Origin of the sequence: Fulvimarina manganoxydans (genome assembly GCF_900176465.1) — a bacterium.
Classification (GTDB): Bacteria; Pseudomonadota; Alphaproteobacteria; order Rhizobiales; family Rhizobiaceae; genus Fulvimarina; species Fulvimarina manganoxydans.
In genome coordinates this window covers 1-25014 of the sequence record NZ_FWXR01000011.1, presented here as the reverse complement: position 1 = coordinate 25014, position 25014 = coordinate 1, and the positions used below count along the sequence as shown (strand labels likewise).

Below are 25014 nucleotides of genomic sequence, written 5' to 3'. Positions count from 1 at the left end.
ATGATCCGTCCGATGCCTTGGCTTCTTGCCCTCCTCGCCCTTCTCTTCGGCTCGCTCCTCTCAGCGCCTGCCACGGCCCAGGAACCTGCCACGACCGCGAGCGGCGATCCGGCGGCCATCGTCCAGAAGTTCGGCGGCAAGCAGAGCTATGACGAGACCGAGGCGGTCATTTCCGAACTCGCCGGAACCGGCGATCCGGCGGTCGCTCGGCCCTTGCGTGCCCTCAGAGACGGCGATCTTTACTGGCGCGAAGGCGATCAGGCGGTCTTCATCGCAACGCGCGACGGCGACGAATACGATCTTCTCGACCCCATGACCGGCGAAACGGCCGGCACCGCGCCCCGCGGCGAGATGGAAAAGGTCCGCGTCAAGAATTCCATCCGCAATGCGGTGACGCTGGCCCTCGGCTCCCTCACCTTGCGCTCGGACAATCCGGCCCAGCGCCTGCGGGCCGCCCAGACCCTCTTTTCCGAAGCCGATCCCGAGATGATCGCCCCCCTCACCGAAGCGATCGCCGCCGAGGAGGACCCGGCCGTCAAGACCGCGATGGCAGAGGCGCGCGCCAGCGCCATTCTCGCCTCCGATGCGCCGGAAGCGGAAAAGGCGGAGGAAGCGCGCATCCTCGCCGCGCGCGGCGACCGCGAAGCCCTCGCCATGCTCTCCCGCTTCGCCGACAGCGCGCAGACGCCGGAGGCCCGCTCCGCCGCGCTTTCGGCGATCGCCCAGGTGGAGAACAACATCGCCTTTTGGAACCAGGCCCAGAATGTGTGGTACGGGCTCTCGCTCGGCTCGGTTCTCTTGCTCGCCGCGATCGGCCTTGCCATCACCTTTGGCGTCATGGGGGTGATCAACATGGCCCATGGCGAGATGGTCATGCTCGGCGCCTACACGACCTTCGTGGTTCAGGAGTTCATCCGCACCAATGTGCCGGGCCTGTTCGAGTGGTCGCTCGCCATCGCCCTGCCGCTCGCCTTTCTGGTCTCGGGTCTCGTCGGCCTCGTCATGGAGCGCGGGCTGATCCGCTTCCTTTATGGACGGCCGTTGGAGACCCTGCTCGCCACCTTCGGCGTCTCGCTGATCCTGCAACAGGCCGTGCGCACCATTTTCGGGCCCACCAACCGCGAGGTCGGCAATCCCGACTGGATGTCGGGGGCCTTCGAAGTCGGCTTGATGCAGGTCACCTGGAACCGCCTCTGGATCATCGTCTTCGCGATCATCGTCTTCGTCGCGCTGCTGGCCGTCCTCAACAAGACCTCGCTCGGCCTCCAGATGCGGGCCGTGACCCAGAACCGGCGCATGGCCTCGGCCATGGGCATCCGCACCCCCTGGGTCGACGCCATGACCTTCGCGCTCGGCTCTGGCATTGCAGGGATCGCCGGCGTCGCCCTCAGCCAGATCGACAATGTCTCGCCCAATCTCGGCCAGGGCTACATCATCGACAGCTTCATGGTCGTCGTCTTCGGCGGCGTCGGCAATCTGTGGGGAACCCTCGTCGGCGCCATGACGCTCGGCGTCGTCAACAAGTTCCTCGAACCCTTCGCCGGCGCGGTCCTCGGCAAGATCGTCGTCCTCGTCCTCATCATCCTGTTCATCCAGAAGCGGCCGCGGGGCCTCTTCGCCCAGAAGGGACGCTTCGTCGACGCATGATCATCCGATATCTCGGCGCCCGGGTCTGGATCCTCGTCGCGGCGCTTGTCGCCGCCGCCATTCTCGTGCCCCTCGCCAATCTCGCTTTGCCGGCGAACCATCCGCTGCACGTGCCGTCCTATCTGGTTCCGCTGATCGGCAAATATGTCTGCTATGCGATGCTGGCGCTCGCCCTCGATCTCGTCTGGGGCCATCTCGGCATCCTGTCGCTCGGTCACGGCGCCTTCTTCGCCCTCGGCGGCTATGCGATGGGCATGTATCTGATGCGCCAGATCGGGGCGCGCGGGGTCTATGGCAATCCCGAGCTTCCCGACTTCATGGTCTTCCTCAACTGGCAGGAGCTGCCCTGGTATTGGTATGGCTTCGATCAGTTCTGGTTCGCCGCGCTGATGGTCATGGTCGTGCCCGGCCTGCTCGGCTTCGTCTTCGGTTATTTCGCCTTCCGAAGCCGCGTGACCGGGGTCTATCTCTCGATCATCACCCAGGCGATGACCTATGCGCTGCTGCTTGCCTTCTTCCGAAACGATATGGGCTTTGGTGGCAATAATGGCCTCACCGACTTCAAGGACATTCTCGGCTATCCGATCCAGGCCGATACGACCCGCGCCGCGCTCTTTGCCGCCAGCTGCATCGCGCTCGCCCTCGCCGTCCTCTGCGTCGGCGCGATCATTCGCTCCAAGCTCGGCGATCTGATGATCGCCGTCCGTGACGCCGAAAGCCGCACGCGCTTCATCGGCTGGCGGCCGGAATATGTGAAGCTCTTCGCCTTCACCCTCTCCGCCGTCATGGCCGGCATCGCCGGCGCGCTTTACGTGCCCCAGGTCGGGATCATCAATCCGGGCGAGTTCGCCCCGGTCAATTCGATCGAGATCGTCGTCTGGGCTGCCGTCGGCGGACGCGGCACCCTGCTCGGCCCGGTCATCGGCGCGCTTCTGGTCAATTACGGCAAGAGCGTCTTCACGGGGCTCGCGCCGGAATACTGGCTCTTCGTCCTCGGCGGCCTCTTCGTCGTCGTCACGATCTTCCTGCCGCGCGGCATCGTCGGCACGATCGATCATGGCTGGGACGCGCTGAAAGCCCGGCGCCGCGCGAAAAACCGCGAAAAAGGCGAGTCGGAAGGCACCGGCAACGATCCCAACCTTGCCGCGAGCCCGGCGGAATGACGAGGATGGACGAGATGAACACGACCCGCGATCCTCTTCCCGCCGGCGATGGAAGGGACGAGGCGGCCGAACAGGCGCGCATTCTTCAAGAGCCGCAAGGAGCGGAGACGGCGCCGGCAGACGGCCTGGCGCCATCGCACGCCGCCGCGCCAAAGCCCGCGCCCGAACCGGCATCGGAGCCAATCACGGTCCCCCGCGTCTCGCCGCATCCTTACGCGACCGAACGCGCCGTCGAACAGGCGAAGAAGGAAGCCCGGCTTGGCGCCCGCCGCGAGACGCTTCTCTATCTCGACGGGGTCAACAAGACCTTCGACGGCTTCAAGGCCATCAACAATCTCTCCCTCGTCGTCCAGCGCGGCGAAATGCGCGCCATCATCGGCCCGAACGGGGCCGGCAAGACGACGATGATGGATATCATCACCGGCAAGACCCGGCCCGATTCCGGCGACGTCTTCTTTGCCGGCGACGTCGATCTCACCAAGCATGACGAGGCGTCGATTGCCTCTATGGGGATCGGTCGCAAGTTTCAGAAGCCGACGGTCTTCGAAGGGCTGACGGTGGAAAAGAATCTCCGCCTCTCGCTCGCCGGCTCGCGCTCGGTCTTCGAGGCACTGCTTCACAAGCGTTCGGGCGAAGAGAACGACCGGGTGGAGGAGATCCTTCACACCACCCGCATGGTGGACAAGCGCCACCGCCTCGCCGCCGACCTCTCCCACGGCCAGAAGCAATGGCTGGAGATCGGCATGCTGCTCGCCCAGGACCCCGAACTCCTCCTCGTCGACGAACCGGTGGCCGGCATGACCGACGCCGAAACGGAAGAGACGGCGCGGCTCCTGCGCGAGATCGCCGAGAAGCATTCCGTCGTCGTCGTCGAACACGACATGCATTTCGTCCGCGCTCTCGGCGTCAAGGTCACCTGCCTTCACGAGGGAACGGTGCTCTCGGAAGGCACGCTCGACCATGTGTCGAGCGATCCACGGGTAATCGAGGTGTATCTTGGGCGATGAGCGAAGCGTCGCGACAGGCCCTGATGGGAAACAGACAATGCTGACAGTCTCCAATGTCGATCTCTATTACGGCGCCGCCCAGGCGCTGAAGAATGTCTCGCTCGACGCGAAACAGGGCGAGATCACCTGCGTCCTTGGCCGCAACGGTGTCGGCAAGACCTCGCTCCTGCGCGCCATCGTCGGTCAGCAGGCGATCCGCAAGGGCGAAATCCGCCTCGGCGACGAAGCCCTCGGCCGCTCGGCACCCTATGCGAGGGCGCGAAAGGGCATCGGCTTCGTGCCCCAGGGCCGCGAGATCTTTCCGCTTCTGACGGTGAAGGAAAATCTTCAGACAGGCTTTGCGCCGCTGAAATCCGACAAGACGATCCCCGACCACGTCTATGAGCTGTTTCCGGTGCTCAAAGACATGCTCGGTCGGCGCGGCGGCGATCTCTCGGGCGGCCAGCAGCAGCAGCTCGCCATCGGCCGGGCGCTGGTGACGCGGCCGAAGCTCCTCGTCCTCGACGAGCCCACCGAAGGCATCCAGCCTTCGATCATTAAGGATATCGGCCGGGCGATCCGTTTCCTGAAAGAAGAGGCCGGCCTCGCGGTCCTCCTGGTCGAACAATATCTCGACTTCTGCCGGGAGCTCGCCGACAAGGTCTATATCATGGATCGCGGCGAGATCGTTCACGAAGGCCCGGCCGAAAGCCTGGACAGGGAGGAAGTTCGCCGGCATCTGACGGTGTGAACCCCATTCCGACCCTTTGAACCTTAAGGCAGACCGATGCCCCCTTCCCTTCTCGCCCGCTGCGACGACGGCGCTGAGACCGCCGCGCTTCAGCGGGCACGGGGATCAGCAGAGGCGAGGGTCCGCCGTCTCGGTGAGCGGACGAAACTTGCCGATCTGCGCCAGGAAGGCTGCCTCAAGCTGCGCTTTCCCCGGCTTCCCCAGCCCTCGATCGAGGCGGTCCTCATCAACACGTCAGGCGGGCTGACAGGCGGCGACCGTCTGACCCAGGTCTTTCACCTCGACGCCGGCGCGGCCCTCACCGTCACCACCCAGGCCTGCGAGCGGGTCTATCGCGCAAGCGGCGGACAGGCTGAAGTTGCGACACGGCTGTCGGCCGAGAGCGGCGCGCATCTGGCCTATCTGCCCCAGGAGACGATCCTCTTCGAAGGCGGCGTCCTCTCCCGCCGCCTTGATGTCGATCTTGCCGAAGGCGCCGAAGCGCTTTTATGCGAGCCGGTGATTCTTGGCCGTGAGGCGATGGGCGAGACGCTTTGCAAGGCTTTTCTCGCCGATCGCTGGCGGGTGCGGATCGCGGGGCGTCTCGTCTATGCCGACGCCCTGCGGCTCGGGCCCGACATCGCGCGCATCACCGCTGCGGCGGCCGGGCTTGGCGGGGCAAGAGCCTTTGCAAGCCTCCTTCTCGTCTCACCGCGCGCAGAGGCGCTGATCGGCGAGGTCCGCGAGATCATCAGCGATCGCGGCGGGGCGAGCCTCGTCGAAGGCTGTCTTGTGATCCGGCTCGTCGCCGAGGGCGGCTTCGCTCTCAGAAAGACGCTGGTCCCACTTTTGAACCGACTGGCCATCGCGCCCTTGCCGCGGATATGGTCGCTATGAAATCGCCCAATCATCGAGGGCATGAGCCGACGAGGGAAAAAGACGCATGCAACTCACGCCGCGCGAAAAGGACAAGCTGCTCATCGCCATGGCGGCGGAGGTCGCGCGCAAGCGCCTCGCCCGTGGGGTGAAGCTCAACCACCCGGAGGCGATCGCGCTGATCACCGATTTCGTGGTCGAAGGCGCCCGCGACGGACGCTCCGTCGCCGATCTGATGGAAGCCGGCGCCAAGGTCATTACGCGCGATCAGGTGATGGAGGGCATTGCCGCAATGATCCACGACGTCCAGGTCGAAGCGACCTTTCCGGACGGCACCAAGCTGGTGACGGTTCACGAACCAATCCGCTGACCGTTTGGTTCGCGCGGCCCGGCCGCGACGAGACCCTTGCGTCGCGAGGAGATGGCGTCCGGCCGACTCCCAGCTCAGATATAGTGCTGGGCGTGCATTTCCCGGATCGTGCGGGTGGCCGAGCGCATCATCAGCGTATGGGTCGTGATGCGGTCGCGCTGGAAGCGCACGCCGTCGAGAAGATTGCCGTCCGTGACGCCGGTCGCGGCGAAGACCACGTCACCGGAGGCCATTTCCTCCACCGAATAGATGCGGTTCGGCTCGGTGATGCCGAGCGCATCGGCGCGGGCGCGCTTTTCCGGCGTCGTCAGTTGCAGCCGGCCTTCCATCTGCCCGCCGGTGCAGCGAAGCGCGGCCGCAGCCAGGACGCCCTCGGGCGCGCCGCCGATTCCCATATAGATGTCGATGCCGGTCTCGGCCGGATTGGCGGCATGGATTACGCCGGCCACGTCACCATCGCCGATCAGGCGGATTGCGGCGCCCACTGCGCGCACCTCCTCGATGAGCCGGCCATGGCGGGGGCGATCGAGAATGCAGGCGGTGATCTCCGTGACGTCGACGCCCTTGGCCTTGGCGAGCGCGGTGAGGTTCTCCTCCGCGCTTCTCGTCAAGGAGACGATGCCGGCCGGATAGCCCGGCCCGATGGCGAGCTTTTCCATATAGACATCCGGCACCTTCAGGAGGCTGCCTTTCGGCGCCATGGCGAGCACCGCGATGGAGTTCGGCAGATTCTTGGCGCAGACCGTCTTGCCCTCGAGCGGGTCGAGCGCGACATCGACCGCTGGCCCCTCGGCCGATCCGACGCTTTCGCCGATGAAGAGCGCCGGTGCCTCACCTTTCTCGCCCTCGCCGATGACGATGGTGCCGTCGATCGAAAGCGTGTCGAGTTCGCGGCGCATGGCATCGACCGCAGCCTGATCGGCGGCCTTTTCGTCGCCGCGCCCGCGCAGCCTGGCCGCCGCGATCGCCGCATGTTCGGTCACGCGCGCCAGCTCAAGCGTGAAGGTGCGATCCAGCGCTCGCGCTTCCTTGCCCATCGTCTTTCCCCTCCCTTGCGAGCACAAGTGATCGCCCTCATGCGCCATGTAACGATCCGGATCGTTCGATGGCGCTGCCTTAACTGGCGGCGTTTCCAGCCTTGCACCGGACGCGGATCGACCCGACGGGTCAAGTCATTCGTCCGGCGCTATAAGTCTTTGTTCTGCCGCATGATACCATCGCAGGAGCCATGCAACGTCCCGCCATCATGCTCTATGGGCGCAATGCATGAAAGCCCGATGTCGGTCCTTCGGGCCAAACGTCGCCGGCCGGCACCGCACCTTTGCGCCTGAGCTCTCGATCAGAGATGTTCGATCCGGATCATCTGGGGATCGCCCGAGAGATGGCCATCCTCCGAGATCGCCTTGAGCGCCAAGCGGATCGCCTCCTCGGTCGTCTCATGGGTGACGAGCACGACCATGGCGCTCGCCACATCGGCGACGCCCGCCGCCTTGCGCTGGACGATGGATTCCAGCGAAATGCCGTTTTCCGCCATGCGCGTCGCGATCGAGGCGAAGGCCCCGACCCGGTCGCGGACCGACAGGCGGATATAGTAGCCGCCCTCATGGGTCCGCATCCGAGCGCGCTCGTAAGGCACGAGACGATCCGGCGGCACCGCGAAGGTCGGCGGCACGACGCCGGTCGCAAGATCCATGACGTCGGAGAGCACCGCCGAGGCGGTCGCATTGCCGCCGGCGCCGGGGCCGGCCAGCATGATCGAGCCGAGAAGATCGGTGTCGACGGTGACGGCGTTGGTGACGCCGGAAATCTGCGCCATCGCCGCTTCCGCCGGGATCATGGTCGGATGAACGCGCTGCTCGATGCCGGTATCGGTCTTCTGGGCGACGGCGAGAAGCTTGATCGTATAGCCGAGCTCGGTCGCCGCCGCGATGTCCTCGGCGGTGATCGATTGAATGCCTTCCACATAGACCGAATCGATGTCGATCTCGGTGCCAAAGGCGAGCGAGGTGAGAATGGCGAGCTTGTGGGCGGCGTCGAAGCCTCCAATGTCGAAGGTCGGATCGGCCTCGGCATAGCCGAGCGCCTGGGCATCCCTCAGACAGGCCTCGAAGGAGAGGTTCTCGCGCTCCATGCGCGTTAGCATGTAGTTGCAGGTGCCGTTGAGGATACCGGTCACGCGGCTGACCTCGTTGCCCGACAGGCTCTCGCGCATCGCCTTGATGATCGGGATGCCGCCGGCGACCGCCGCCTCGTAGAGAAGTTCGGTGCCGTTCTCGGCCGCGAGCCGCGCGAGCGCGACGCCGTGATGGGCGAGCAGCGCCTTGTTGGCCGTGACCACCGGCAGGCCCCGCGACAGCGCCGCCCGGACACAATCGAGTGCAGCGCCTTCCGACCCGCCGATCAGTTCGACCAGCGCGTCAATCTCGCCGTCCTGAGCGAGCTTGACCGGATCGTCGAACCAGGCGAGCGCGCTCAAGTCGACGCCGCGATCGCGCGTCTTGTCTCTCGCGGAAACCGCGCCGATCTCGATCGGCCGACCTGCGCGACGGGTGATGGTCTCGGATTTGGTAATGAGAAGGCGAGCGAGGCTCGCGCCAACGGTTCCGAGGCCGGCAATGCCGATGCGCAGGGGCTTGGTCATGGGGTCCAGTCAGTCGTCATTCGATGGGCCCGAGGCCCGTCGCGGCACCGGGAAATCGATGGCGACCGGTCCCAGGCGCAAGGTCCGTGGAACAAGGCCCGCGCGGAAGGTCTCCCGCACGAGCCGGCGTCAATATGTCATGCCTTCGAGGGCTGGACCGTCAGGCCCGCGCCCTCATCGGCACGACCTTTTGACGCTCTTCGTCCTCGGTTGCAAGGAAGCGGCGAATATTGCGGGCGGCCTGCCGGATGCGATGCTCGTTCTCGACCAGCGCGATGCGCACATGATCGTCGCCATGCTCGCCAAATCCGACGCCCGGCGCGACGGCGACATCCGCCTTTTCGACCAAGAGCTTGGAGAATTCCAAGGAGCCCATCTTGCGATAGGCCTCGGGCAGAGGAACCCAGGCGAACATGGTCGAGGACGGCGCCGGCACGTCCCAGCCCGCGCGGCCGAAGGCGTCGACGAGCACATCGCGGCGTTTCTTATAGGTCTGGCGAATCTCGGCGACCGCCTCGTCGCCCTGATTGATGGCGGTCGCGGCCGCCACCTGGACCGGCGTGAAGGCGCCATAGTCGAGATAGGACTTCACCCGGCCGAGCGCCGCGCAAAGCCGCTTGTTGCCGACCGCAAAGCCGATGCGCCAACCCGGCATCGAATAGGATTTCGACATGGAGGTGAATTCGACCGCAACGTCCCGTGCCCCTTCGACCTGAAGGATGGAAGGCGGCGGCACGTCGTCGAAATAGATTTCGGAATAAGCGAGATCCGACAGGACGATGATTTCGTGCTTCTTGGCGAAGGCGACGACGTCCCGGTAGAAGTCGAGATCGGCCGTATAGGCGGTCGGATTGCCGGGGAAGTTGAGAATCACGGCAATGGGCTTGGGGATCGAATGGACCACGGCCCGCTCGATCGCCCGCAGATACTCCTCGTCGGGCTTGGCCGGGATCGAGCGGATCGTTCCGCCCGACATGATGAAGCCGAAGGCGTGGATCGGATAGGTCGGGTTGGGGCAGAGCACCACGTCGCCCGGCGCGGTGATCGCCTGGGCCATATTGGCGAAGCCCTCCTTCGAGCCGAGCGTCGCCACAACCTCGCTGTTCGGATCCAGCTTGACCCCGAAACGGCGCTCGTAGAAGGCCGCTTGCGCCTTGCGCAGACCGTTAATGCCGCGCGAGGCCGAATAGCGATGGGAGCGCGGATCGCGCACGACCTCGCACAATTTGTCGACGATGAAGCTCGGCGTCGGCAGGTCGGGATTGCCCATGCCGAGATCGATGATGTCGGCGCCGCGCGCCCGGGCGCTGGCCTTCAGCCGGTTCACCTCTTCGAAGACGTAAGGCGGCAGGCGGCGAATCTTGTAATATTCTTCCATAAGCTTGGGTCCTTGCGGCGCAAAAAGGGGCCGCGATCTCTTCACCAATTGTCGATCGAAGCCCGTTGCCGGTGGTTGCCGCGCTTATTGGGAGCTTTCGATCTCGCGCAGGACGTCTTCCGGTCGCGGCCCACGCCCCGTCGTCCGCGAGGGGCGGGGCTGTGTGGCGAGTGCGGCTTCGGCCTCGGAGACGCGGCGGTCGCGAATGGCCTTCAGACTGGCGATCTTGGCATCATAGCCGGTGGCGCCGCCCGTGCCGGTGCGCGAGGCGGCGACCTGGTTGAGACGGCTGTCGGCCGAAGCGACCTCGGCGGCCGACAGCTGCGGCGCGGCCGCGCCCGGATAGGCGCCGAGGAGCGGATAGCCATCCTCGTCGAGGCGCTGGCTGGAGGCGACCGGCTGGGCGGCGCTCAGGCGCAAGGCGCCGACCGACGTCTCCTCCTCCGGGCCAAAAGCCTGACAGGCGGAAAGAGACGAAGCGGCGGCGATCAGCCCGAAGGTTGCAAGCCCAGCTCTGGCACGCATAACGAAAAGCCTTTTTGAAATCGGCGGTCGTGTCATATCCTACATACGAAGCTTTTACAAAGCAGGCGCCGCGATCGGATGTATCGACAGGTGCGCGATAAACACACTGGACGGAATGGGCGCCGCCCACAGGTGGCCGCTCATAACCGAACGGGTCTTACGGGAGGCGAAGATCATGGCGGCACAAAGGCCGGGCACAAACGATCGACGGGCAGAGACAGAGAGCACCATGCCCCCGAGCGAGTTCGCCGTGCAGGACCCCGAACAGTTCGCGATGAACATGGCGCGGATGCTCGAACATATCGGCAAGGCTGCGAGCGCCTGGGTCGAGCCGCGCGAAAAGGGCGAGACGATCGAGACCGGTCCGGTCTCCATGTCGGAGGTCGTCGAAACCCTGTCGAAGGTCGGCGAATATTGGATGACCGACCCGATGCGCGCCATCGAGGCTCAGACGAGCCTTTTCGCCGGCTATATGACGGTGTGGAACAACTCGATCCGCCGTCTGGCGGGCGAAGATCTCAACGGTTCGGCGATCACCCCCCAAAAGGGCGACAAGCGCTTTTCCGACGAGGACTGGCAGAAGAACTTCTTCTTCGACTTCCTGAAACAGGCCTATATCATGACGACGCGCTGGGCCGACGACCTCGTCGACCGCGCCGACGGGCTAGACGAGCACACCAAGCACAAGGCCGCCTTCTATATGCGTCAGGTCTCGAACGCCCTGTCGCCCACCAATTTCGTGGCAACCAATCCCGAACTCTATCGCGAGACCATCGCCTCCAATGGCGAGAATCTCGTCAAAGGCATGAAAATGTTCGCCGAGGACATGGCGGCGGGCCGTGGCAATCTGCGCCTTCGCCAGGCCGACTACAACGCCTTCGAAGTTGGGCGGGACATGGCGGTGACACCCGGCAAGGTGATTGCCCAGAACGAGATCTGCCAGATCATCCAATATGCGCCGCGCACCGAGACGGTCTGGAAGCGCCCGATCCTCATCTCGCCGCCCTGGATCAACAAATTCTACATTCTCGACCTCAACCCGCAGAAATCCTTCATCGGCTGGCTGGTCGACCAGGGCCATACGGTCTTCGTCATCTCCTGGGTCAATCCCGATGCGCGCCACGCGGAAAAGACCTGGCAGGACTACATCGAGGAGGGCGTCGTCTATGGCCTCGACACGGTCGAACAGGCGACGGGCGAGCGATCGGTCAATGTCATCGGCTATTGCGTCGGCGGCACGCTGCTCGCGGCGGGCTTGGCCTATCTGAAGGCCAAGGGGGACGACCGGATCGCGTCCGCCACCTTCCTGACCACCCAGGTCGATTTCAAACATGCCGGGGACCTGAAGGTCTTCGTCGACGAGCGCCAGCTCGCCCTTTTAGAAAAGACCATGGGCGCGAAGGGCTATCTCGACGGATCGCAAATGGCGACCGCCTTCAACATGCTGCGCTCCTCCGATCTGATCTGGCCCTATTTCGTCAACAACTATCTGAAGGGAAAGGAGCCCCTGCCCTTCGACCTTCTCTACTGGAACGCCGACGCGACGCGCATGCCGAAGGCGAACCACATGTTTTACTTGCGCAATTGCTATCTCGAAAACCGCCTCTCGCGCGGCCAGATGGAGATCGGCGGGATCCGGCTGAACCTGTCGGACGTCACGATGCCGATCTACAATCTCGCCACTAAGGAAGACCATATCGCCCCAGCGCGCAGCGTCTATGTCGGCTCCAAGGCCTTTGGCGGCGAGGTCACCTATGTGATGTCGGGCTCGGGCCATATCGCCGGCGTCGTCAATCCGCCGGAGAAGAAGAAGTATCAATATTGGACGGGGCCGCAGCCGGAGGGATCCTCGACCTTCGAGGACTGGCTCTTGTCAGCCGAAGAGACACCCGGCTCCTGGTGGCCCCATTGGCAGGCCTGGACGGAAAGCCACAACAGGGATGAGCGCGTGCCGGCGCGCGAGCCCGGCGGCGGCAAGCTCGCCCCGATCGAGGATGCGCCGGGAAGCTATGTGCGGACCAAGTCGTGATCGACGAACGACAACGACGCGCAAAGCCGGTCGATTGCCCGACGGTGTGGGTCTAGGCCATATGATCAATGCGCAGAAGCGTGCTGTCGACGCTGTTCACCTCACTGATTCGGCCTGCCCGTGTCTCAGACGGGAGACGACCGAAGCGCTCGCGATAGCGCTGGCTGAAATCGCCCATATGGTGAAAGCCCCAGCGATAGGCGACTTGGCTGATCAACAGGGTCGGATCGGTGCGAAGATCGCGTTTAACCCGGTCGAGCCTAAGGTCGCTGATCGTCTGGACGATCGACTTGCCAGTCTCGCGCTTGAACAGGAGCTGCAGATTTCGAACGCTCATGCCGCAGGCCGCAGCCACGTCCGACACGCGCAGTTTTGAGCTGAGATTGCCCTCAATATACTCCATCGCCGTTCTCAGCTTGCGCGGCTGGGCGTAGGTCTCAGGGCTTGGTGGCTGGCCGTTCAGTCGCGGCCATGCACCGAGAAATTGGTAGATCAACACCTCCTGCAACAGGGGCGTGATGATATTGCTCGCCGGCACGCCGTTTGCGATACGCTGCTGTGTGCCGACAAGGCTGTAGAGAAGCGCCATCATTCCAGGCTTGCGCGTATCGGCCATCAGGGCGAAATCCGGCAGGGTCACCCGCTCGCAACCCTCGAGCGCGTAGAGATGCGAGATAATCGTGCTGCGATCAATGACGGCGGCGATCGCTTCGAAGCGTGCTGAGGCCTCTTCCAGACGCTGGCTGGCGAAGGGCAGAAGCATCCCGAAACCGGCTTTTGCTACGATCTCTCCACGAGGATCGTGACGAAAGATCTGCCCCTGCAACACGAAGCGGACCGTGACGACATCCACCTCGTAGATTGTCGATGTCCGAAATCCAGTCGGTGAAGTGGTCTTCCAAAGATTGAGATCACTGCCTCGTCCACCCTCGAATGTCATGTCGAGGTCAGATCCTGCCCGATTTCGATAAACGAGCGGCGTCAGGAGTGAGGCGTTGAAGGCCTCGGCATCCGCCATCCCATTCAGCCAATGACGATAATAAGGCCGCTCGGCATAGGGGCCCGAATAAATCGCCTCCTTTTTCGCGATCGCCATATCAATCCATGCCCGTGACAGAGCGCGTCGCGCGCTCGCTTTTTAAGCGAGCCACCATTTCGGCCCCGAACATCTCCTGTTCGAGATCGGCTTGGCCGACCATCTGCTGTCTGGCTCACCAAGTCTACGGATATCAAAAATATTCCGAAAATAATAGACCCATAAGGCCTTAGTGCTATTCTAATTCTGGTGGAGTGAATGGTAACATAAAATATTTTATTCCTCGGGTGCCGTTCCGAGAACGGGTGATACATTTCAGTAAAATTTTAATACTTTTCGACAATAGCATACGTTGCCGGTTTCCGAGCTGTTGGTTTTGAGACGACCAGTTCTTACTCGCGCTTTAGCAGCCTGAAGCGCTGAAAAAGAGAGCCCATTTCTAGGCGCAATTGGCTTCATCTGACTTACGTCTTAGAGCGTGATTTCCTCAATTATTCCATCTTAGGTCGATTTCTGGCAGCAAAAATAACTCTCCTAACGTGCAAGTGGGTGGTTTTCGCGAATCAGACTGTCGCGAATCCGCAAACCGACTTTCGGCCGAGCTCACTTCGGACATAAGACTTTCGTGTAAGAACAGTGTCTGACATGCCCAAGAGTTTCATCCGTTCAAGGTACTGCTTATGTGCGACCAGGCCTCTCAGAGTTTAGCGCAGGATGTAGGTGTCCGCCTTCAGGCGGCTCGACGAATGGTGGGGCTGAGCGTCGAAGCAGTTTCGACGCAGATCGGTCTTCCGCCTAAAACAATCCAAGCCATCGAAGCCGGCACCGTTTCGATCCACCTCGCCGATTTATCGGCTTTCGCCCGGCTCTATCGCCGCACCCCGTCCCATTTTTTGGCCACGAGTGATGATGACTGGGAAAGCGTCTCGGTCGCAGAAGAGATCAAGCGCCGGGTCGACGAGCTTTCGCTTCGCGACCAGAAACTTCTCTTGGGGATCCTGACGGCGATGATCGACGAAGCCGACCAGCAAGGCCCCCTTGCCTCAGCCGGCCTGTCCTGGGCCGGACGCGATTCGCGCCCGATCATCGGCTGCTGATACGGCGTCCGGATGATTCAGCCGGCCTGTGCATCAAAGCCCGCGCGGCGCTTGACCGGCCTTAAAAATCCGTATCGCGAAGCGATCGAACGGATGTCGTGCAAGATCGAATGGGCCAAGCGCCCAAGCGCCTTCCGCCCATTGATCCGGGTCGCGCCATGCAAAGGCGCTCCCGAACTCCTGGACGGATCGCTGAATCAACGGCGTCAGGCGCCTCTGACGCTCACTCCCACTCGATCGTGCCCGGCGGCTTCGAGGTGACGTCGTAGACGACGCGGTTGATGCCTCGGACCTCGTTGATGATGCGGGTCGCGGCGTTGCCGAGGAAGTCCATGTCGAAGGGGTAGAAATCGGCGGTCATGCCGTCGACGGAGGTGACGGCGCGGAGCGCGCAGACGAATTCATAGGTGCGTCCGTCGCCCATGACACCCACGGTCTGGACGGGCAGGAGCACGGCGAAGGCCTGCCAGATCGCGTCATAGAGGCCGGCCTTGCGGATCTCGTCGAGATAGATCGCGTCGGCCTGGCGCAGAATGTCGAGCTTGTCGCGGGTGACGCCGCCGGGGCAGCGAATGGCGAGGCCCGGCCCCGGAAAGGGCTGGCGGCCGACGAAACGCTCGGGAAGGCCGAGTTCGCGCCCCAAGAGCCGCACCTCGTCCTTGAAGAGTTCCCGCAAGGGCTCGACGAGCTTCATATTCATGCGCTCGGGCAGGCCGCCGACATTGTGATGGGACTTGATGGTCACCGAGGGGCCGCCGGTGAAGGAGACGCTTTCGATCACATCGGGATAGAGCGTCCCTTGCGCGAGGAAATCGGCGCCGCCGAGCTTCTTGGCTTCATCCTCGAAGGTCTCGATGAAGAGGCGGCCGATGGTCTTGCGTTTGACCTCCGGGTCCATCTCGCCTTCGAGCGCGTCGAGGAAAAGGTCCTGGGCCTGAACATGGACGAGCGGGATATTGTAGTGGTCGCGGAACATGGAGACCACTTCCTCGGCCTCGTTCATCCGCATGAGGCCATGGTCGACGAAGATGCAAGTCAGCTGGTCGCCGATCGCCTCATGGATGAGGACCGCCGCGACAGAGGAGTCGACGCCGCCCGACAGGCCGCAGATCACCCGGCCGTCGCCGACCTTCTTGCGAATCTCCTCGATCGCCTGATCGCGGAAGGCGGCCATGGTCCAGTCGCCCTTGAGGCCGGCGATCTTGTGGACGAAATTGGACAGGAGCTTGGCGCCATCCGGCGTGTGGACCACCTCGGGATGGAACTGGACGCCGTAGAGGCGCCGGCCCTCGTCGGCGATCGCGGCGAAAGGCGCGCCGGGCGAAGTCGCGATCACCTCGAAGCCGTCGGGCAGCGCGGTGACCCGGTCCCCGTGGCTCATCCAGACCTGGTGGCGCGTGCCTTCCGCCCAAATGCCCTCGAAGAGCGGCGAGGCCTTCCTGACCTCGAGGAAGGAGCGGCCGAACTCACGATGGAGCCCGCCTTCGATCTTGCCCCCCAGCTGTTCGCACATGGTCTGCTGACCATAGCAGATGCCGAAGACGGGTAGACCCGCCTTAAGGATCACGGAGGGGATACTCGGCGCGTTCTCGTCAGTGACGGAGGCGGGCGACCCGGACAGGATCACGGCTTTCGGCTTCAGACGATGAAAGCCGTCTTCGGCAGACTGGAAGGGCACGATTTCGGAATAGACGCCCGCCTCGCGCACACGGCGCGCGATCAGCTGGGTGACCTGGGAGCCGAAATCGACGATGAGAACGGATTCAGGGTGCGCTGTCATGGCGATGCCTTAGTCAAACTCCTGTTGCCGCGCAACATGGAACCGCATAGCTTTTAGCACTCGTGACGCCTGCCGCCATGCCGATGCCGCAGTTGCAGTGTGTGGGACGAGAAATCCCGAGGAGCCGAGCATCCGGATTGATGCCTTTTGCCGCCGCAGTTGCTAAGGCGGTCGGACGCCCGATATCGGGAACTTGAATTTTGCGGAAGGACCCATCGCCTTGACGTTTCGCGCCCTATGGCCCCTGGCCCTCGTCCTGTCGACGCTGACCGCCTGCCAGAGCGGGGGAAGCGGCGAGAAGCCCGTCGAGGATGTGCTGTCCGTTCAGCCCATGGGCGCTCCGCAGCAATTCACCTACACCTCGCCAAGCCAGATCACCTATAATCCGTTCACGGTCGACATTTGGAGTCAGCCTTCGACGGGTGGCGGAGCGCCGCGCTCCTATGTCCGCGTCTCAGCGCCGAAGATTCGCATCGGCAGCCCGCAGCACGAGGCGGTCGCGCGGGCGGTGGTCGTCGAGGTCGCCAATGAGCGGGTCTGCCAGCCCGGCACCCAGCCGCAATTCCAACAGCAATACGGCCACGACGTCTATCTGAACGAGCGCGTCGAGAAGTGGAGCGCGATCATCACCTGCGAGGCGTCGAGCTTTGCGCCCATGGCGCCGCAAGGCGCATACGGCCAAGGGGACGGGATCGCGCCGTTGTCCAACATGGCGTCTGAATACGGCAACGGTCCGGCCGGTCAGCAGGCGCCGGGCGTCTTCTCCGGCGGCCCGACGCCGCCGGGTGGAATCAGCTCGACCGTCTATTGACGTCGGCGATCGAGGCCCGCGCCTACAGCATGATGCGGAGAAGTTGCATGACTTTTCCGATCACATCATGCGGCAAAACAAATGCTTAGAGCGAAATGGCGATCCCGATTGATCGCATTTCGCTCTAAAGCTTGCCGGCCTCGATCGCCGTCTCCAGCCCGTCCACCGCCTCGGCGAGCTTCTCGTCGATGACGTGGAGAAGCTCTGTCCAGTCGTCGTAATGATGGAGATCGGCGGCGCCGTCCGAAATGCCGCGGAGGCCGATCAGCGGCAGGGAAAAGCGCTGGCAGGCACGTAAGGCCGCGAAGGTCTCCATATCAACCATATCGGCGTCGATCCCGTCATAGGCCGCGCCCGTGACGATGTCGGAGCCGGTGGAAAGCCGCGCCGTCGGAAGGGCTTCGATCGGGGTCGGCAGCGCCGTTTCGACGGGATGGTCGAGAAAGGGCGTGACCCCTTTGGTGAAGCCGAGCGGCGAGGCGTCGATATCGCGCCAGGAGACCGAAGCGACCTGATAGATCGCACCTTGTTCGAGACGTCGCGAGCCGGCCGAGCCGAGCGAGACGACGAGATCGGGCAGCCTCGTTTCCGCCGCAAGGGACTGAAGGGCCATTCCCATTGCCAGCGCCGATTCGATCGGCCCGACGCCGGTCATCAGCGGCCGGATGCGCGCCTTGAGCGCCGGCCCATATTCCGCATGGGCCGCCATGACGAAGAGGACACGGCGTCCGGCGAGATCCGTCAGCGAAACATCAGGCGAAAAGCTCATCAATTCATCCAGACGATCGAGGCGTTGAGAAGGGCGGCAAACAGGGTCCAGAGAGCGTAGGGCAGAAAGAGAAGCGCCGACAAGCGCTCCCTTGTCCAGGCGATCGCGACGAAGGCGAGGATGACGAGGACGAGAAGCGCGATGACGGCGAGCGCACCCGTCAGGGCATGGGCGGAAAAGAAGAGGACCGGCCATGCGAAATTCAGCGCAAGCTGGGCCCACCAGAGCTGCTGAAGCCGCCTGAGACCCGCCCGCCAGACCCGGAAGCCGGCAAAGCCGATCAGGATATAAAGGACGGTCCAGACCGGTCCGAAGACGAAGCCCGGCGGATTGAAGGCCGGTTTGGCAAGGCTTTGATACCAATCGCCGGTCTCGACGAGGAGGCCGATCAGCCCGCCGCCGCCGAGACTCAAAAGAACGAAGGCGAAGAGCGCGAAACGCGGGCTCACGATGCGGCCTGAAGCGCTGCGATGAAGAAGCCGTCGGTCCCGCTGATGCGCGGCGAGAGCATCAGCCCTCCGGCCGCCACCCCGGCGATCGGCACCGCTCGATAGGCCGGCGACACATCGGGCAGTATCTCGGCCCAGCGCGCCGCCATGTCGATCGGCAAGAAGCCCCCCGCATTGCGGTCCAGGAACGCTTCGACACGGTCCGCATTCTCGACGCCGAGCACCGAACAGGTGACATAGACGAGAGTGCCGCCCGGCTTGACGAAGGCGCTTGCCGCCGCGAGCACCGCATCCTGTTCGGCCGTGCGCTTGGCGAGCGCCGCCTCGCTCAAGCGCCATTTGGCGTCCGGCCGACGGCGCCAGGTGCCCGTGCCGGTGCAGGGCGCGTCGATGAGGACGATATCCATCGCCCCTTCAAGGCTTGAGAGATCGTCGCGCGGGTCATGGACCTGGGCATTGCGGACCCCGGCCCGCTTCAACCGATCATAGATCGGCGCCAGGCGCTGGCGGTCGGCGTCATGGGCGTGGATCTGGCCCGAATTCTCCATGGCCCCGGAGAGGGCCAGGGTCTTGCCGCCGGCACCGGCGCAGAAGTCGAGCACCTGCCCGCCCGGCATCGCGCCCGAGAGGAGCGCGGCGAGCTGCGATCCCTCGTCCTGGATTTCGAACCAGCCCTTCTGGAAGCCGGCCTCCACCTGGACATTCGGATGGCGTCCGTCGCCCTCGATCGGAGCGATGCGCACACCGACCGGCGAGAGAGCACAAGGCTCCGGCGAAAAGGGTTTGAGGGCCGCGAGCACGGTCTCGCGATCGGATTTCAGCGTGTTGACGCGCAGATCGAGAGGTGGCCGGTCGCTGAGCGCGGCCGCTTCCGCCACCCAGTCCTCGCCGAAGGCCGCCTCGAAATGAGGCGCCAGCCAGTCGGGAATATCGGCCTTCACCGCTGCCGGGGCCTGATGAGCATCATCGTCCAGAAAGCGCGAGAGGGCCTCGGCTCCGGGAAGCTCGGGTGCGAAGCGATCGCCCTCGAGAGCCGCATACAGCGCCTGAGGGCCGGAGACCAGCGTCTCCAGCGCGGCCGCCGAGACTAAGGCCCGTGGGGTCTCCTCTTCCATGCGCGCACCATAGGAGCGTTTGCGCCGCAGGGCGTCATAGACGAGATTGCCGATCGCCGCCCGGTCCTTCGAGCCGGCGAAGCGATGGGACAGGCCCCAATCCTTCAAAGCATCAGCGACGGGCCGTCGACGCGCCTCGATATCGGCCAGAATCTCGATGGCTGCGGACAGCCGGCCTCCAAGGCGCATGGCATCACTCGTTTCAAGACTATCGCCGATGGGTCGATCGGCTATACGGACCAAGCGCGATCCCCGGTCGCGCGGACTGGCCGAACGGCTATCCCCTCCCCGGCCCAACGGTCAAGACGGCGACGAGATCGCGCCGCCCTTCGCTCCAAAGCACAGCTCTTGCCGACGCACGTCTTGGCAAAGGTCCGCGCCAGCGACGGGTCCAACCTTATGAAGGCCTTCGGATTACGCCATGAAGTGAGGAAGCCATTCTTCCGTGCTCCCGACCTGGCGCTGCGACCAATCCGTGTTATGGCCGTTCTAACACTATGTCAGAAGAGAGCCGCGAAAACCCGTGAGCGAGACATTGCATCCGGCCGTTGCCCGCGTCGTCGCCGACGCCGAGGCCAAGGGCATCAAGATCCGTATCGTCCATACCGAGAAGACCGCCCGTTCGGCGAAGGAGGCGGCCGAAGCCTTGTCGGTCTCGGTCGGCGAGATCGTCAAGTCGCTGGTCTTTGCCGGCGCCGAGACGGACAAGGCCTATCTCCTTCTCGTCGCGGGCGATAACCGCGTCGACGAAGCGAAGATGGCGGAGGCCTTCGGCGAAGCGTTGCGTCGTCCAGATGCCGACTTCGTGCGCCAGGCGACGGGCTTTGCCATTGGCGGCGTCTCGCCCCTCGGCTCGACCGGCGAGATCGAGGTCTTCATGGACGAAAGCCTGTTCCGCTTCTCGACCGTCTGGGCCGCAGCCGGAACGCCCCATGACGTCTTCGAGGTGGTGCCGCTGCAATTGCGCAGCGCGACCAGGGCGCGGGTCGGTCCGGTCGTCTGATACGGCGAATTCGTTCAAATCCTTGAGCGAGGCGCGATCAACGCCCGCCCTGGCCAAGTCGACTGCCCCTTCAACGCCGGCCCCCGGGCGCCGGCACCCGCGCCAGAAACGCGTCCACATTGCTGGCCAGCGTCTTGGCCTCGCTGGCGCTGCCGGCTTCGCGGCGGGCCTCGTCCCGGCGCTTTTCGACGCCCTTTTCGCCCCGGCGCGCCTCGCGCAGGCGCCCTTCCGTCTCGGCCTGCGCCTTCAAATTGTCGCGGCGGGCGAGATCGTTGCGTCGAAGCGACTTCACCTTGGCATCCACGAACAGGCCATGAAGCTCCGACGACGGATCGAGGCTCTGCAGAATCTCGCGATCCGCCTGATCGATCTCGGCATGTCTCTGCTTCAGATGGGTCAGCGTCCATTCCTCGATCTGGCGCTTCTGCACCTGAACTTTCAGAACCCGCTCCATGCGCTTGGCGCGTTTGTCGGCGTCGTTCATGGCCGTTCCCTCACCCGTTGAGCACCCATTGCTGGAATTCCTGCATGAAGAGGATGAGAAAATCGCCGATCACATAGCCGAACAGGACGAGCCCGCCGGCCAGAACGAAGGGCAGCGAGATGAAGTAGATCGGGATGGTCGGCGTCAATTTGTTGGCAAGGCCGATCGCGAAATTGACGATCACGGCATAGAGCACGAAGGGGCTCGATATGCGCAGGCACAGCATGAAGGCTTCGTCGAGATTGTCGGCGATGTTGATGAGGCTCGCCTGGACCGAAAAGCCGTTTGCCGCCGGCATCGCCGAATAGGAGGCGACGAGCGCCCGAGCGATCTCGGCATGGAGATTGAGAACGAAGATCAGGGTCGTCGCGGTGAAAGTGACGAGGGTCGAGATCGTCGGATCGGGCCCATCCTCGAAGACCGGGCCCATCGCCTGGCCCATGCCGATCGCATTGGCGATGACATGGCCGGCAAAAGACAGAGCGATCAGGAAGACGCGGCCCAAGAGCCCGATGAAGAAGCCGTTGAGAAGCTCCGAGGCGATGAGGTGCAGCCGGTCCGCGTCGCTCGCCCCGCTCAAGAGCGGCTCAAGCTGGGGCAGGATGATCGGCGAGAGCGCCAGGGTGATGGCGAAGGATAAAAACAGCCGCACCTGCGCCGGGATCCGGCTCGAGGAAAAGCCCGGCATCAGCATCATGCAGGTCCCGATCCGGCAAAAGATCAGGAACAGCGCGAAGACGAGGGCGGAGGCGGCCTCGCTCACGAGATCGAACCGATCGGCTTGATCTCGACGCCTCTCGCGATCTCCACATGGCTGAGCACCGGCAGATTGACGAAGATCCGCTCGATCATCATGCGCACATAGGGGCGCGCATCAGGGGCTGCGACGAGAACGAAGACCTCGCCCGTATCCATCTTCTCGCGGATGACCTTGGTTGCCTCGGTCGCGAATTGTTCGACGATGCGCGGATCGATGTCGAATTCGACCACGTCGCCCTTGGCATCGCGCTTGAGCGCTTGATGAAAGGCGAGGTCCCACTGATTGCCGAGGCGCAGAACCGAGAGCTTGCCATTGTGGAGAAGGTCGCCGCAGATCTGCTGGGACATGCGCATGCGCACATGTTCCACGATCTGCTCCGAGCGGCGCACATGGGGCGCGATCTCGGCGATCGCCTCCAGGATGAGGTTGAGATTGCGGACCGAGACACGCTCGGCGAGAAGCAGCTTCAACACCGCCTGCAGGCCCGAATAGGACATGTGGGTCGGGATGATCTCCTCGATGAGCCGCTTATATTCAGGCTCCAGCCGGTCGAGCAGCGCCCGCATGTCCTTATAGGAGAGAAGCTGGGCGAGGTTGTTGCGCAGCATTTCCGACATATGGGTGAGGATGATTGTGAGCGTGTCGATCGGCTCGTGGCCCTGGCGGCGCACTTCCGTCGCAAAGCTCTCCGAGATCCAGGCCGCGCGCATGCCGAAAGCCGGCTCGCGTGTGATGTCGTGGGGCACTTCCGGGGCCGGCATTTCGCCAAGCACGACCAGCATTTCGCCGAGGCGGAGCTCCTGGGTCGCGACCGTCGTGCCGTGGATCTTGATCTCGTAGGATTTCGAGCCGACCGCCAGATCGTCGGACAGCTTGATCTCGGGAACGACGAAGCCGTAGCGCGAGGCAAAGCGCCGGCGCATCTTCTGGACGCGATGGGCGAGCTCGTCGCGCTGCATCATCAGTTGGGCAGCCATCTGCTTGCCGAGAACGAGCTCGATCTCGACGATCTTCAGGCTCTCCTTGACCGAATTCTTCTCGCTGTCGACGACCTTCTTCTGTTCGTCGGCGAGGACGGCGGCGGCCTTCTGCTCCTCCTCCTGCCGGCGCCTGGGGATCGCCCAGCCGATGAAGGCGAGAACGCCGGCGAGCGCCGTGAAGGGCATGAAGGGAAGGCCCGGCAGGAGCGCCAGGACCAGCATCAGACCGGCCGAAACCGACAGCGCGCGGGGATAATGGCCGAGCTGGCCGAAGACAGCGAGCTGAGCGGCGCCGCGCGTCCCGCCCTTGGAGACGAGCAGGCCGGCGGCGAGCGAGACGATCAGCGCCGGGATCTGGGAGACGAGACCATCGCCGACCGAGAGCTTGGTGAAGACGTCGGCCGCGCTGCCCGGATCCATGTCATAGCGCATGATGCCGATCACCATGCCGCCGAAGATGTTGACCGCCGTGATGATGAGGCCGGCGATCGCGTCGCCGCGCACGAATTTCGAGGCACCGTCCATGGCGCCGAAGAAGGAGGATTCCTCTTCCAGCTCCTTGCGGCGGGCCTGGGCCTCTTTGTCGTTGATGAGACCGGCCGAGAGATCGGCGTCGATCGCCATTTGCTTGCCGGGAATGGCATCCAGGGTGAAGCGCGCACCGACTTCCGCGATACGCGTCGCGCCCTTCGTGATGACCATGAAGTTGACGATGATCAGGATCGCGAAGACCACGATACCGATGAAGAAGTCGCCGCCCATGACGAATTGGGAGAAGCCGCCAATGACGTGACCGGCGGCGTTCACGCCTTCATGACCATTGGACAGGATAACACGCGTTGTTGCGATGTTCAGCGACAGGCGCAGCATGGTGGCAAGCAGGAGCACGGTCGGAAAGGCGGAAAATTCGAGCGGCTTCTCGATCCAGAGCGCGACCATGAGGATGAGCACCGATAAGGCCACCGACAAAGCAAGGCCCATATCGATCAGCGTCGGCGGGATCGGCACGAAAAGAACGGTGAGGACGAAGATGACGCCGACGGCAAAGCCGATCTCGCGCCCGCCTTTGGATTTCGCGTCCTTGCCGATCGCGCCGACCGGCGCGCTCTTCATGATGTCGGTCGCCATAAGCTGCCTCGATCGTCCAGTCCGTTCGTGGATGTCGGGGCGAATTCGCCCGGCACATTCCGGGCGATTAACGCCCTGTTAACGGTTCTGAACGATCAAGCTTGCGCCGGGGTGAGGCCGTCATTGTCGGCCACAAAGGCCGGCGCGTTGGATAAGCTCGGCAGGCGCGACGAAGCTGCTCCCCCTGACGGTTTGATCAGTGCAACTGGCCGCCATCGCGCACGAGGCGAACCTCCTGGGGCGCAACAAGCCCGCGATGCATGACGCGCACCGAATGAATGATCGCCTCGATCTCCCGCTCCCAATGCTCCAGGAAACGCCGAAGGCGCGGATAATCCGGCGCCATGTCCTCAAATTGCCAGAAGAAGGTCTGCAAAAGCGCCGGATGATCGGGCATGCGATAAAGCACTTCGGCGGATGTCAGGCTGTAGCCTTGAAGCATCTTGATGAAGGACGGATCGGCATGGGTCTTCTGCATCGCTTTCATCCTCTTCCAGCAATTCCACATCAATACCAATGACTTCGATGGCGCTCCCGGCGTCTTCGTTTGTCGCGGCCTCACGAGCCGATCTCACGATGCTGCGCCCGGACCGTTAATGAAAGCTTAACAGCCGACGCGTGTCATGGCGCATTTCAGCGCAGGACTGAAAATGAGGCAATTGGTCTGGGGAGAAATGAGGATTGCTTCTCGGAAACGCGTGTCAGCGCAGGTCGGCGCTTGTTCCCCGGGCGAACTTGCCGCACAGCGTCCACGCCGCGCGGGACGCGCGCCGTCGATTTTGACGTTGCCCCCAAGTTTTATCCAGCCGAAAGTTCGTTTCCGGCGGTTGGGTTGCTTGGCTGGGCGGGGTGAGCGACGGGCGGCGGCGCGGAGCAGTCGGCTGAGCGCAGCGCCAGAGCCCGTCGCGGTTTGAGGGTTGCGGCGAACTCTGCCGGAGTGCTCCAGCCGAGCTGCGAGTGTGGACGCGCCGTGTTGTAGTCGGCGCGCCAGAGCGCCAGTGCTGCCCGTGCATGGGTGAGAGACGAGAACAGTGTCTCGTTGAGAAGCTCATCGCGCAGACGACCGTTGAAGCTCTCGATGAAACCGTTCTGCATGGGCTTGCCCGGTGCGATGTAATGCCACTCGACCCTGGCCCGGTCGGCCCAACCCAGGATGGCGTTCGAGGTAAACTCGCTTCCGTTGTCGCTGACGATCATCTTGGGCTTCCCATGCTCGACTATCAGCCGATCCAGTTCGCGGGCGACGCGGACGCCGGA

The 25014-nt window shown here is 63.6% G+C and carries 24 protein-coding genes; 10 read left to right on the top strand and 14 right to left on the bottom strand.

Annotated elements, in window-relative coordinates:
* Nucleotides 1–12 precede the first annotated feature (12 nt).
* The 6 genes from urtB to B9A15_RS12630 all read left to right on the top strand — a co-directional run bounded on the left by urtB (nt 13) and on the right by B9A15_RS12630 (nt 5772).
* A complete protein-coding gene (gene urtB / locus B9A15_RS12655) occupies nt 13–1647 on the top strand; it encodes an urea ABC transporter permease subunit UrtB (protein ID WP_084410571.1) in 1635 nt (544 codons plus the stop codon).
* On the top strand, nt 1644–2810 hold the full coding sequence (gene urtC / locus B9A15_RS12650) for an urea ABC transporter permease subunit UrtC (RefSeq protein ID WP_084410459.1): 1167 nt from the start codon (nt 1644–1646) through the stop codon (nt 2808–2810). The genes urtB and urtC overlap by 4 nt, the downstream gene beginning before the upstream one ends.
* 182 nt (nt 2811–2992) lie before the next feature.
* Nucleotides 2993–3817, top strand: coding sequence for an urea ABC transporter ATP-binding protein UrtD (gene urtD / locus B9A15_RS12645; protein WP_084410570.1), 825 nt, complete (start codon nt 2993–2995; stop codon nt 3815–3817).
* Nucleotides 3818–3854: 37 nt separating this feature from the next.
* Nucleotides 3855–4547 (top strand): urea ABC transporter ATP-binding subunit UrtE, encoded by a 693-nt coding sequence (urtE, locus tag B9A15_RS12640; protein ID WP_084410458.1) that lies wholly within the window; start codon nt 3855–3857, stop codon nt 4545–4547.
* Nucleotides 4548–4583: 36 nt separating this feature from the next.
* Entirely contained in the window at nt 4584–5423 is an 840-nt protein-coding gene (locus B9A15_RS12635) for an urease accessory protein UreD (RefSeq protein ID WP_084410457.1), read from the top strand.
* 46 nt (nt 5424–5469) lie between these two features.
* Nucleotides 5470–5772 (top strand): urease subunit gamma, encoded by a 303-nt coding sequence (locus B9A15_RS12630; RefSeq protein ID WP_084410456.1) that lies wholly within the window; start codon nt 5470–5472, stop codon nt 5770–5772.
* Nucleotides 5773–5846: 74 nt separating this feature from the next.
* Here the strand turns inward: B9A15_RS12630 and glpX are convergent, their stop codons facing one another.
* The 4 genes from glpX to B9A15_RS12610 all read right to left on the bottom strand — a co-directional run bounded on the left by glpX (nt 5847) and on the right by B9A15_RS12610 (nt 10316).
* On the bottom strand, nt 5847–6809 hold the full coding sequence (glpX, locus tag B9A15_RS12625) for a class II fructose-bisphosphatase (protein ID WP_084410455.1): 963 nt from the start codon (nt 6807–6809) through the stop codon (nt 5847–5849).
* 302 nt (nt 6810–7111) lie between these two features.
* Nucleotides 7112–8413, bottom strand: a complete 1302-nt coding sequence (locus B9A15_RS12620) for a homoserine dehydrogenase (RefSeq protein WP_084410454.1) — start codon at nt 8411–8413, stop codon at nt 7112–7114.
* 160 nt (nt 8414–8573) lie between these two features.
* Nucleotides 8574–9791, bottom strand: a complete 1218-nt coding sequence (locus tag B9A15_RS12615) for an LL-diaminopimelate aminotransferase (protein WP_084410453.1) — start codon at nt 9789–9791, stop codon at nt 8574–8576.
* 84 nt (nt 9792–9875) lie between these two features.
* Nucleotides 9876–10316: a hypothetical protein gene (locus B9A15_RS12610; RefSeq protein WP_084410452.1), complete on the bottom strand. Its 441-nt coding sequence runs from the start codon at nt 10314–10316 to the stop codon at nt 9876–9878.
* A 175-nt stretch (nt 10317–10491) separates the two neighbouring features.
* Between B9A15_RS12610 and phaC the strand changes: the two genes are divergently transcribed.
* Nucleotides 10492–12345: a class I poly(R)-hydroxyalkanoic acid synthase gene (phaC, locus tag B9A15_RS12605; protein ID WP_084410569.1), complete on the top strand. Its 1854-nt coding sequence runs from the start codon at nt 10492–10494 to the stop codon at nt 12343–12345.
* Nucleotides 12346–12397: 52 nt separating this feature from the next.
* Here the strand turns inward: phaC and B9A15_RS12600 are convergent, their stop codons facing one another.
* The gene (locus B9A15_RS12600; protein WP_084410451.1) at nt 12398–13441 is read right to left on the bottom strand and encodes an AraC family transcriptional regulator; all 1044 of its coding nucleotides are present in this window, start codon (nt 13439–13441) and stop codon (nt 12398–12400) included.
* 620 nt (nt 13442–14061) lie between these two features.
* Here B9A15_RS12600 and B9A15_RS12595 point away from each other — a divergent pair.
* Nucleotides 14062–14478, top strand: a complete 417-nt coding sequence (locus B9A15_RS12595; protein ID WP_084410450.1) for a helix-turn-helix domain-containing protein — start codon at nt 14062–14064, stop codon at nt 14476–14478.
* Between the two features lie 223 nt (nt 14479–14701).
* Here B9A15_RS12595 and guaA read toward each other — a convergent pair whose 3' ends face one another.
* The gene (gene guaA / locus B9A15_RS12590) at nt 14702–16264 is read right to left on the bottom strand and encodes a glutamine-hydrolyzing GMP synthase (RefSeq protein WP_139798366.1); all 1563 of its coding nucleotides are present in this window, start codon (nt 16262–16264) and stop codon (nt 14702–14704) included.
* Nucleotides 16265–16478: 214 nt separating this feature from the next.
* On the opposite strand from guaA, the gene B9A15_RS12585 reads away from it, so the two are divergent.
* The gene (locus B9A15_RS12585; RefSeq protein WP_084410448.1) at nt 16479–17069 is read left to right on the top strand and encodes a hypothetical protein; all 591 of its coding nucleotides are present in this window, start codon (nt 16479–16481) and stop codon (nt 17067–17069) included.
* A gap of 124 nt (nt 17070–17193) precedes the next feature.
* On the opposite strand, the gene B9A15_RS12580 is transcribed toward B9A15_RS12585, so the two are convergent.
* From B9A15_RS12580 to B9A15_RS12570, 3 genes are read right to left on the bottom strand one after another with little or no spacing between them, the layout of a single operon-like run.
* Nucleotides 17194–17838: a 5'-methylthioadenosine/S-adenosylhomocysteine nucleosidase gene (locus B9A15_RS12580; protein ID WP_084410447.1), complete on the bottom strand. Its 645-nt coding sequence runs from the start codon at nt 17836–17838 to the stop codon at nt 17194–17196.
* Complete coding sequence (locus B9A15_RS12575; RefSeq protein WP_084410446.1) at nt 17838–18287, bottom strand: TspO/MBR family protein; 450 nt, start codon at nt 18285–18287, stop codon at nt 17838–17840. The genes B9A15_RS12580 and B9A15_RS12575 overlap by 1 nt, the downstream gene beginning before the upstream one ends.
* Complete coding sequence (locus B9A15_RS12570) at nt 18284–19591, bottom strand: RsmB/NOP family class I SAM-dependent RNA methyltransferase (RefSeq protein WP_084410445.1); 1308 nt, start codon at nt 19589–19591, stop codon at nt 18284–18286. The genes B9A15_RS12575 and B9A15_RS12570 overlap by 4 nt, the downstream gene beginning before the upstream one ends.
* 334 nt (nt 19592–19925) lie before the next feature.
* On the opposite strand from B9A15_RS12570, the gene B9A15_RS12565 reads away from it, so the two are divergent.
* Nucleotides 19926–20405 carry a YbaK/EbsC family protein gene (locus B9A15_RS12565; RefSeq protein WP_084410444.1) on the top strand — a complete coding sequence of 160 codons (480 nt, stop codon included), beginning with the start codon at nt 19926–19928 and terminating at the stop codon, nt 20403–20405.
* Between the two features lie 70 nt (nt 20406–20475).
* On the opposite strand, the gene B9A15_RS12560 is transcribed toward B9A15_RS12565, so the two are convergent.
* The 5 genes from B9A15_RS12560 to B9A15_RS12540 form a co-directional block, all read right to left on the bottom strand.
* Complete coding sequence (locus B9A15_RS12560; protein WP_084410443.1) at nt 20476–20889, bottom strand: hypothetical protein; 414 nt, start codon at nt 20887–20889, stop codon at nt 20476–20478.
* A gap of 10 nt (nt 20890–20899) precedes the next feature.
* Nucleotides 20900–21652 carry a flagellar biosynthetic protein FliR gene (locus B9A15_RS12555; protein WP_084410442.1) on the bottom strand — a complete coding sequence of 251 codons (753 nt, stop codon included), beginning with the start codon at nt 21650–21652 and terminating at the stop codon, nt 20900–20902.
* A complete protein-coding gene (gene flhA, locus B9A15_RS12550; RefSeq protein ID WP_244556944.1) occupies nt 21649–23742 on the bottom strand; it encodes a flagellar biosynthesis protein FlhA in 2094 nt (697 codons plus the stop codon). Before flhA ends, B9A15_RS12555 begins: the two co-directional genes overlap by 4 nt.
* Nucleotides 23743–23953: 211 nt before the next feature.
* Nucleotides 23954–24235 (bottom strand): usg protein, encoded by a 282-nt coding sequence (locus B9A15_RS12545; protein WP_084410440.1) that lies wholly within the window; start codon nt 24233–24235, stop codon nt 23954–23956.
* A gap of 320 nt (nt 24236–24555) precedes the next feature.
* Nucleotides 24556–25014 (bottom strand): integrase core domain-containing protein (locus B9A15_RS12540; RefSeq protein ID WP_139798365.1); only part of this gene is annotated, 459 nt, incomplete at its 5' end.

Excerpts from the sequence above, each read along its gene's own strand:
- B9A15_RS12560 (WP_084410443.1), bottom strand. The coding sequence starts at position 20,889 with ATGAACGACGCCGACAAACGCGCCAAGCGCATGGAGCGGGTTCTGAAA.
- glpX (WP_084410455.1), bottom strand. The coding sequence starts at position 6,809 with ATGGGCAAGGAAGCGCGAGCGCTGGATCGCACCTTCACGCTTGAGCTG.
- urtE (WP_084410458.1), top strand. The coding sequence starts at position 3,855 with ATGCTGACAGTCTCCAATGTCGATCTCTATTACGGCGCCGCCCAGGCG.
- B9A15_RS12610 (WP_084410452.1), bottom strand. The coding sequence starts at position 10,316 with ATGCGTGCCAGAGCTGGGCTTGCAACCTTCGGGCTGATCGCCGCCGCT.
- B9A15_RS12570 (WP_084410445.1), bottom strand. The coding sequence starts at position 19,591 with ATGCGCCTTGGAGGCCGGCTGTCCGCAGCCATCGAGATTCTGGCCGAT.
- B9A15_RS12635 (WP_084410457.1), top strand. The coding sequence starts at position 4,584 with ATGCCCCCTTCCCTTCTCGCCCGCTGCGACGACGGCGCTGAGACCGCC.
- B9A15_RS12620 (WP_084410454.1), bottom strand. The coding sequence starts at position 8,413 with ATGACCAAGCCCCTGCGCATCGGCATTGCCGGCCTCGGAACCGTTGGC.
- B9A15_RS12630 (WP_084410456.1), top strand. The coding sequence starts at position 5,470 with ATGCAACTCACGCCGCGCGAAAAGGACAAGCTGCTCATCGCCATGGCG.
- flhA (WP_244556944.1), bottom strand. The coding sequence starts at position 23,742 with ATGAAGAGCGCGCCGGTCGGCGCGATCGGCAAGGACGCGAAATCCAAA.
- phaC (WP_084410569.1), top strand. The coding sequence starts at position 10,492 with ATGGCGGCACAAAGGCCGGGCACAAACGATCGACGGGCAGAGACAGAG.
- B9A15_RS12580 (WP_084410447.1), bottom strand. The coding sequence starts at position 17,838 with ATGAGCTTTTCGCCTGATGTTTCGCTGACGGATCTCGCCGGACGCCGT.
- B9A15_RS12545 (WP_084410440.1), bottom strand. The coding sequence starts at position 24,235 with ATGCAGAAGACCCATGCCGATCCGTCCTTCATCAAGATGCTTCAAGGC.
- urtC (WP_084410459.1), top strand. The coding sequence starts at position 1,644 with ATGATCATCCGATATCTCGGCGCCCGGGTCTGGATCCTCGTCGCGGCG.
- B9A15_RS12595 (WP_084410450.1), top strand. The coding sequence starts at position 14,062 with ATGTGCGACCAGGCCTCTCAGAGTTTAGCGCAGGATGTAGGTGTCCGC.
- urtB (WP_084410571.1), top strand. The coding sequence starts at position 13 with ATGCCTTGGCTTCTTGCCCTCCTCGCCCTTCTCTTCGGCTCGCTCCTC.
- B9A15_RS12615 (WP_084410453.1), bottom strand. The coding sequence starts at position 9,791 with ATGGAAGAATATTACAAGATTCGCCGCCTGCCGCCTTACGTCTTCGAA.
- B9A15_RS12600 (WP_084410451.1), bottom strand. The coding sequence starts at position 13,441 with ATGGCGATCGCGAAAAAGGAGGCGATTTATTCGGGCCCCTATGCCGAG.